Below are 8421 nucleotides of genomic sequence, written 5' to 3' on the forward strand. Positions count from 1 at the left end.
AGCTACCTCGCAGGCCTCCATCTCCGCGCCTCGATGATCTGGATCAACGACCTCCTGAAAACAACCAGTTGATCGCAACCTCACACAGTCCCTAGTGGCCGACGATTTTTTTTCGTCTCCCCGTGACTTGGACAACCAGCGGTTCTGACGGGCGAGCGTGATCGGCCGGCGGGACTGCTCGGCGCCCTCGGTTTCGTGCTGAACACAGCGGTGCTCTGTGGAAGAAGAGGTACACCGGCCGCCACGGGCCCATACCGTCGACGAGCCCGTATCACCCTGAAGATGTTGCAGATCAGGAGGGCGTGAACGGCTGCCACGGCCCTGCCGATGCGGTTGGTCGAGCAGCTTGCTCGCCGCGGGACCCGCCAGGACTTGAGGCGTGCGAAGGCGTGCTCACCGGTGCGCGGAATCGTGCCTGATCGCGGTTGAACTACTGCTAACGATCGAGCAGTTCGTGGTCGCAGCAGGGAATGCGGTCTGTGGCGCCGGCGGCCTTGGTAGGGGTCCCGGACTGGTGAGCTCGCGGAAGAACGACGCTGAGGGGCTGCTTCCCGGCGCAGAGGCCGACATCACTGGCCGAGGGCGGTGACGCGGTTCTCGTACTCGCGGGGGGTCTTGCTCTGCGCCGAGATCGCCGAAGCGCGCCGTCGAGGGCCTGACACCGGCCGAGGAGTCGGAGGCGAACCGCGGGCACGACGGTGACGCCCTGGTCGAGCACGGCCTGTTCGACGGCGTCCAGCTCGGTTGCGCGTAGGGAGCCGATGACCTTGCCCGGCATATCGAGGCGGCCGGCGGTTCCGGGCCATGGTGTCCTCGTGGTCGGTCGCGGTGTGCTCGGGGCAGGGGGTCGGCGACGGCGGTGCGGGTGGCGCTGCGGCTGACCTCGTGGTCGCGGGGGAGGTCCGCGGTGGAGCGGTCTTCCGGGTACACGGTGCGCACGGCATCGGTCTTGCCGTCCGGGGCGGCGGGGCGGCGTTCACCTTTGTTGCCCTCGGCCTCGGCGGCCCGTAGCCCGTCGTAGGTCAGCTCGCGCTGGATGTCATGTCGAAGCTCGCCGGCGGTGGCGAGGGCCTGCGCCATGAATCTTGTGGTGGACAGCGGTTCGCCGGTGCGCGGGTGGCGGGTGGTGAGGTTTACCGCGGAGGACGCGTCGTCGTGGTTGCGCGGCCATACCTGATCACGGTGTAGGACGCCGAACACGTCGAGGATGCCTCCGGTGTGGCGTACGAAGCGGAACGTCTCGGAGATGCGCACAGTGTCAACCGGCCGCGTATACGTGAGCAGTCTGCGGACCTCCGGGCGCTGGAGGGGGTGAAGGCGGCGGAGGGACGCCCGGGTCCTCCGCGAAGACGACCGCGTCCTCGATCCCGGCCTCGTCCAGAACGGCGTTGCATCACGGAATGCAGACCACCAGCCCTTGCGGCCGACGGTCCGGATGCGGGCGTCCTCGTCGTGGCAGTCTGGGAGTCCCAGCGTTCTTCGCAGGTATGAGGCTGACCGGAGTTGGGCCGCGATGACGATGTCGCCATCCGTTGTGGGCTGCTCTGCTTCGGCAGGGCGCATGACGAACCGACGTGACTACGCGAGTTGTTGGGGGTGTTGATACCTCGTCGGGGTGGTGAGTTACGGGGTGGAAGCGCTGGTGTGCCGACTGGGGGGGGCGCGGTGGTGTGGGGACGGCGCTTGTACGCCTATTGGGCGCTGGTGGTATGCGCCTTCCCTGCTCGCGGTATAGGGCTCAACTATGAAATGGAAGGCGGTGGTTGATTTCCCGCCCTTGGGCGGTCCCGTGCCGGTCGGGCGTCCCGCGACGATCCGTGTGGTTTCCCGGTACGGGTGTCCTCACCACGATCCCGTCACGCGTTCGGCGACCGTGTCCTCTCAGCCGGCGTCGTGTGGCAGGGCTCACCGGTCACCGGGGATCCCGGCGATTACCCCCTCTTTGTACTGCCCTGCGACCGCAGTGCGGTGAAAGCCAGGCCATTATGAAGCTCTCCACTCTCCCTTTCGCTCCCGCCGTTGGGTGTAGCCCTGTTGTTCCGGTTCCGGAGGAGGTGTGGGTGCCCACCGAGATCCGGCACCCCGACGGGACGGTGGTGCCCTGCCCCGCGGCGCCGTTGCTGACGGGCACGGGCGGGCTGGCAGGTCACGGCTTCCGGGCCCGCACCGGGCCTGTGCGGGTACTCCCCGCGGGGTCGCCCGGTGACTTCCACCTGGTGACCGCATCCGTCCGCGCGGGTTCACTCGATGACGGCGCTGCTGCCGGTGGGACAGCGGTGGTGCTGGCGGTGGGGGTGACGGCGTCTTCCAGGCTGCTGAGGGTGGGTGGGCCGGTACGGACCGTGCTGGACGCGTGGGTGCGGGTGGTCCGTCCGCGTACGGTGGTGCTGGCGTCGCCGCGGTCGTTGTGTGCGGGGGTGGAGCGGGCCATCGAGGTGGTCGAGGCCCTGTTGGAACGTCACGCCGGGACCGGCCGTCCGGTGTTCGTGCGGAAGCAGATCGTCCACAACACCCATGTCGTACGGGATCTGGAGTCCCGTGGTGCGGTGTTCGTCCAGGAGCTGGATGAGGTGCCGGACGGGGCGGTGGTGGTGTTCTCCGCCCACGGCGTCTCCCCGCAGCTGCGCAAGGCAGCGGCTCGCCGGAGTCTGGAGGTGGTGGACGCCACCTGTCCGCTGGTGACGAAGGTGCACTCCGAAGCCCGTCGGTTCGCCGCCCGCGGGGACACCGTGGTGCTGGTCGGCCATGCGGGGCATGAGGAGGTCGAGGGCACCCTGGGGGAAGCGCCGGAGGCAACGGTCCTGGTGCAAAGCCCCGGCGACGTGGCCGCGCTGCGGGTCCCGGACCCTTCCCGTGTCTCCTACCTGACCCAGACCACCCTCGCCCTGGATGAGACAGCCGAGATCATCACTGCTCTGGAGAAGCGTTTCCCCGGCATCCGCGGCCCGGGCTCGGACGACATCTGCTACGCCACCACCAACCGCCAGCACGCCCTGAAAGCCGTCGCCGCGCAGAGCGATGTGGTGCTGGTGGTCGGCTCGGCCAACTCCTCGAACTCGGTGCGCCTGGTGGAACTGGCCCACCGCGGTGGCACCCCGGCCTACCTCATCGATGACGCCACCGGCATCCGCCCGGAGTGGGTCAAGGACGCGGGCACGGTTGGTCTGAGTGCTGGGGCTTCCGCCCCGCAGGCCCTGGTCGACGACGTGGTCGCGGCGCTCGGGGGCTTGGGCCTGGTGGCGGTTCGTGAGCGCACTACCGCGACGGAGACCGTGGCCTTCGGGCTGCCGGCGGCGGTGAGGTCCCGATGAGCACCCGCCCCGGCCGCCGGGCCCGCCCCGCCCCGGCCACCGCGAAATCTCCTGCCGGGCCAGGGACCCCGGCCCCTGCCGCTCGTACTGCTCCGTTCACCGGCCCGGGAATCGCGCCCGCGCGCTTTCCCCTCCTGTCCACTGTGACCACACCGAAGGACTTGCAAGGGTTTGCGCACGAAGACCTCATGGCCCTTGCGGCGGAGATCCGCGCTTTCCTCATCGGCACCGTGTGTGCGACCGGCGGGCATTTGGGTCCCAACCTCGGCATGGTCGAGCTGACGATGGCCCTGCACCGGGTCTTCGACTCACCCCGTGACACGGTGCTGTTCGACATCGGCCACCAGGCATACGTCCACAAGCTTCTCACCGGCCGCGCTGAAGGCTTCGACCGGCTGCGGCAGGCCAGCGGCCCGTCCGGGTACCTGTCCCGGGCCGAGTCCGAGCATGATGTGATCGAGAACTCCCACGCCTCCACCGTCCTGTCCTACGCCGACGGCCTGGCCAAGGCCCGCCACCTCGCCGGTGAGAGCGACCGGGCGGTGGTCGCCGTCATCGGGGACGGGGCCCTGACCGGCGGCATGTGCTGGGAAGCACTCAACAACCTCGGCGGCGCCCCCGACCGACCCGTCGTCATCGTCCTCAACGACAACACACGCTCCTACGCCCCCACCATCGGAGCCCTCGCCGACCATCTGGAGCAGCTGCGCGCGAGTGCGCCGGACAGTGTGGACTGGCTGCTCAAGGCGGCCAGGCGCCCGCACGGCACCGCGGCCGGCACAGGCACCACCGCTCCGGGCGCCGGCTGCGGTCAGGGAAGTCCTGGCGGGCCAGGCCACCGCGAGAGCCGGCACACGGAAGGCAGTGCACTGCTCAGTGACGGTGCGGAGGACGTCGCGCTGCCGGGCCCGCTGCCAGTGGCCCGCAACCTCTTCCATCTCCTCGGTTTTGCTTATCTCGGTCCCGTCGACGGCCATCACCTGCCCTCTCTTGAGGATGCCCTGGCCATGGCGCGGGATCTGCGCCGTCCGGTCGTGGTCCATGTGGTGACGGTCAAGGGCCGTGGCTATGCCCCTGCCGAGGCGGATGTGGCGGACTGTATGCACGCGGTGGGTGTCCTGGATCCGGCAACCGGCCGCCCCAGCACTGCCGGCGGCATCCCGTCGTGGACGAGCGTGTTCGCCGGGGAACTGTGCGGGCTGGGGGAACGGCACGAGAACATCGTCGCGGTCACCGCGGCGATGCCCGGCCCGACCGGCCTGGCCCGCTTCGGCGAGCGCTTTCCCCACCGCTTCTTCGACGTCGGGATCGCCGAGCAGCACGCGGTGACCTCCGCCGCCGGACTCGCCCTGGGCGGCTTCCACCCGGTCGTCGCGGTCTACGCCACGTTCCTGGGCCGGGCCTTCGACCAGGTCCTGATGGACGTCGCCCTCCACCGGTTGCCGGTGACGTTCGTCCTGGACCGGGCCGGGATCACCGGTCCCGACGGCCCCTCGCACCACGGCATGTGGGACCTCACCCTCCTCGGCGCGGTCCCGGGCATGCGGGTCGGTGTTCCCCGGGACGCCACCCGGCTGCGTGAACTCCTCACCGAAGCCGTCACCCACACCTGCGGCCCGACCGCCCTGCGCTTTCCCAAAGCCACCGTCACCGACGACATCCCCGCCCTGAAACAGCTGGGTCCTGTGGAGGTCCTGCATCACTGCCGCACGCGGGACGTGCTCCTCGTGGCGGTCGGCCCTTTGGCGAAGCCGGCGGTGGAGGCCGCCCGGTATCTGGAGGGCCAGGGCATCGGGGTGACGGTCGCCGACCCCCGCTGGGTCCTGCCCGTCCCGCCCGAAATCACCGAACTCGCCATTACGCACCGGCTGGTGGTGACGGTGGAGGACAACACCCGCGCCGGCGGCGCCGGAACAGCCGTCGCCCGCGCGGTAGCCGACACGGGCTCCCGCACCCCGGTGCGAGTCCTCGGCCTGCCCGGACGCTTCCTCGCCCACGGCACCCGCCCCGACATCCTCGCCGCCTGCGGCCTCACCACCCAGGGCATCGCCTACTCCGTCCTGCGCGCCCGCGCCGACCGCCCCCACAACGACAAGCCGCTGTGATGCTCACCCGGCCCGCCCAGCCCGCCTGGCCACCGGCCCACCACACCCCCCGGCACCCACCCGCACAGCAGCCGCCTGCGGTACACAAGCCCCTCCACACTCACCCCACCCACATCCCCGTCCGCTGCCCGGCCCCGAGCCCCACACCTCCAGCCAAGGGGGCCTGACATGCCCACCATCGATCTCGGCTTTCCCACCCCACCCCCCACCACTCCGGTGCGCCGCCACACCCGGCGAATCCATGTCGGCGATGTCCCCGTCGGCGGCGGCGCACCGGTCTCCGTCCAGACCATGACCACCACATTGACTGCCGATATCGATGCCACCCTCCAGCAGATCGCCGAGATCACCGCGGCCGGTTGCGACATCGTCCGCGTCGCCGTCCCCACCCAGGACGACGCTGACGCCCTCCCCGCGATCGTCGCGAAATCCAAACTCCCGGTGATCGCCGACATCCACTTCCAGCCCCGCTACGTCTTCGCCGCCATCGACGCCGGCTGTGCCGCGGTCCGCGTCAACCCCGGCAACATCAAGAAGTTCGACGACAAAGTGAAAGAGATCGCCACCGCTGCCTCCGCGGCGGGTGTGCCGATCCGGGTCGGGGTCAACGCGGGCTCCCTCGACCCGCGCCTGCTCGCCAAGTACGGCAAAGCCACGCCACAGGCGCTGGTGGAGTCCGCGTTGTGGGAGTGCTCGCTGTTCGAGGAACACGGCTTCACCGACCTGAAGATCGCGGTCAAGCACCACGACCCGCTCACCGTGATCGCCGCCTACCGGCTCCTCGCCGACGCCTGCGACTACCCCCTCCACCTCGGCGTCACAGAAGCCGGCCCCGCCTTCCAAGGGGCCATCAAGTCCGCCGTCGCCTTCGGGATCCTCCTGGACGAAGGAATCGGCGACACCATCCGCGTCTCCCTCTCCGCACCACCCGTCGAACAGGTCAAGGCCGGCTGCCACATCCTCGCCTCCCTCGGCCTGCGCCCCCGCGAGCTGGAGATCGTGTCCTGCCCCGGCTGCGGCCGCCTCCAAGTCGACATCCACGCCCTTGCCAACCGAGTAGAAGCGGCCTTCGAGGGCTTCCCCCACCCCCTGCGCGTCGCGGTGATGGGGTGTGTCGTCAACGGCCCGGGTGAGGCCCGCGAAGCCGATCTTGGCGTCTCCTGCGGCAACGGCAAAGGCCAGATCTTCCGCAAAGGGGAAGTGCTGCGCACCGTGCCGGAGGCAAAGATCGTCGACGCCCTCCTTGAGGAAGCCCTCGCCCTCACCGCCGCCACCGGCGCGGAGGGAGGCGATCAGCCGTGACCACACCCGCCGATCCCCGTGTCAGCCCCTCGCGGACGCCCCAGGGCGCGGAGGAACGCGGCGCCTTGGCCGAGGTGCGCGGCCGCGTCGAGGCCGTCTTGTACGCCTTCGTGCGGGATCAGGCCGCCGCCGATGCCGCGGGTCTCTCCGCGGAGGCGGCCGAGGCGGTAGGGATGTTCCTGGGGGCCGGGGGCAAACGGATCCGGCCGCACCTGTGCGTGCTCGGCTGGCAGGCGGCAGGAGGCACCGGCCTTCCCGGACACGTCGTACGGGTCGCCGCGTCCCTGGAGATGTTCCACGCCTTCTGCCTGATCCACGACGACGTCATCGACCACTCCGACACCCGGCGCGGACAGCCCACCGTGCACCGCGCCCTGGCCACCCGTCACCGCCCCGGCCGCACCCTTCGGGCAGCCCGGCAGCTGGGGGCCGCGGCCGCGATCCTGGTGGGGGACTTCGCGCTGGCCTGGGCCGACAACTCATCGTGCGCTGCAAGACCGCCAAGTACACCTGCGAGCGGCCACTGCACATCGGCGCCGCCCTCGCCGGCGCCGACGACACCACCCTCGACCGGCTCAGTGCCTTCGCCCTCCCGCTCGGCGAGGCATTCCAGCTCCGCGACGACCTCCTGGGCGTCTTCGGCCACCAGAACGCCACCGGCAAACCCGTCCTGGACGACCTGCGCGAGGGCAAACCCACCATGCTGATCGCCCACGCCCTGGCAGCCGCCGACCCGGCCCAGGCCCGGCAACTACGCACCCTGTACGGCGACCCCCACCTCAAGGACGACACCGCCGCCACGGTACGCAGCCTGCTGCACGCCACCGGAGCACACCGCACGGTCGAGCAGATGATCCACGACCGTCACGCCCAGGCCCTCCAAGCCCTGGCCCGCCTCGACGCCCCCACCAGGACGCGTGACGCCCTGCGAGCCCTGGCCGGCCAAGCCGCCTGGAGGACCTCATGACCTCCCCACCCCAAACCACCAGACCACACCCACAAGCAACTCCAGCCAGCCATTCCCCGCGGCCCGTGCACCGGCATCACCCGCACCCCCAGGCGTACGGAGCCCCAGTCCGCACCCGCCACCAAATCGCCCACAGCAAACACACCGCCAAACCCCTTCCGGGCAAAGGCCCGCCACACCGATCCGGACACCACCTGAGGGGAACCGGCTCCCCTGGTCGAACAGACCGGCGCCCGCGCCTGGAGCAGGACGGCCGCCGACCACCACCAGGCCAGGCCCTGGCCTGCCTGGAGGAAGCCGACCCCGCCCCGGCCGGCAGGCAGGCCCTGCCCGCGCTCGCCCATGCCTGCGCCTGCCGCGACCGGTAAGCCCACGGAGCCACCGATGAACCACAGCACCCCCCACCCCGCACCACCCCCCGACACCAGCCCTGCGGACACCAGCTGTCCGGACACCGGTCCCGCGGAGTCGACATCCCCCGCCCGCGCGCGGGACTCCCGTGGCCGGCCGCCCCTCCACGCCCAGGGCACCCGCGGGCGCACGCCAGCACCCGCCGCGAAGCAGGGCGACCCTGTCCCGTCGTCTGCGGCTGTGCCCCGGCATCTCGCGGTGATCCTGGACGGCAACCGGCGCTGGGCCCACAAGCACCACCTGCCCGCCACCGTCGCCTACCAGGCCGGGGCCCAGCGGGTACACGACCTGGTGACCTGGTGCGAAGGAGCCCACATCGGCTACG

5 protein-coding genes and 1 pseudogene are annotated in these 8421 nt (G+C 70.7%); all 6 read left to right on the forward strand.

Going from position 1 to position 8421, the window contains the following annotated elements:
- Window positions 1-2060 precede the first annotated feature (2060 nt).
- Window positions 2061-3311 (forward strand): 4-hydroxy-3-methylbut-2-enyl diphosphate reductase, encoded by a 1251-nt coding sequence (gene ispH, locus ACZ4A5_RS31280; RefSeq protein ID WP_467591672.1) that lies wholly within the window; start codon window positions 2061-2063, stop codon window positions 3309-3311.
- Window positions 3312-3499: 188 nt separating this feature from the next.
- Window positions 3500-5416 (forward strand): 1-deoxy-D-xylulose-5-phosphate synthase, encoded by a 1917-nt coding sequence (locus ACZ4A5_RS31285; protein WP_467591674.1) that lies wholly within the window; start codon window positions 3500-3502, stop codon window positions 5414-5416.
- Between the two features lie 168 nt (window positions 5417-5584).
- The gene (gene ispG / locus ACZ4A5_RS31290; RefSeq protein WP_467591677.1) at window positions 5585-6718 is read left to right on the forward strand and encodes a flavodoxin-dependent (E)-4-hydroxy-3-methylbut-2-enyl-diphosphate synthase; all 1134 of its coding nucleotides are present in this window, start codon (window positions 5585-5587) and stop codon (window positions 6716-6718) included.
- Window positions 6719-6891: 173 nt separating this feature from the next.
- Window positions 6892-7131: pseudogene (locus tag ACZ4A5_RS31295) on the forward strand (polyprenyl synthetase family protein); the annotation flags it as partial.
- A gap of 71 nt (window positions 7132-7202) precedes the next feature.
- Window positions 7203-7685, forward strand: coding sequence for a polyprenyl synthetase family protein (locus ACZ4A5_RS31300; protein WP_467591680.1), 483 nt, complete (start codon window positions 7203-7205; stop codon window positions 7683-7685).
- 384 nt (window positions 7686-8069) lie between these two features.
- A partial coding sequence (locus ACZ4A5_RS31305; RefSeq protein WP_467591683.1) for an undecaprenyl diphosphate synthase family protein occupies window positions 8070-8421 on the forward strand: 352 nt, incomplete at its 3' end.

The organism is Streptomyces sp. NPDC025618 (assembly GCF_055558795.1).

What these genes read in the sequence shown, in the direction of transcription:
- ACZ4A5_RS31285 (WP_467591674.1), top strand. Translation starts at nt 3,500, where the DNA reads ATGGCCCTTGCGGCGGAGATCCGCGCTTTCCTCATCGGCACCGTGTGT.
- ispG (WP_467591677.1), top strand. Translation starts at nt 5,585, where the DNA reads ATGCCCACCATCGATCTCGGCTTTCCCACCCCACCCCCCACCACTCCG.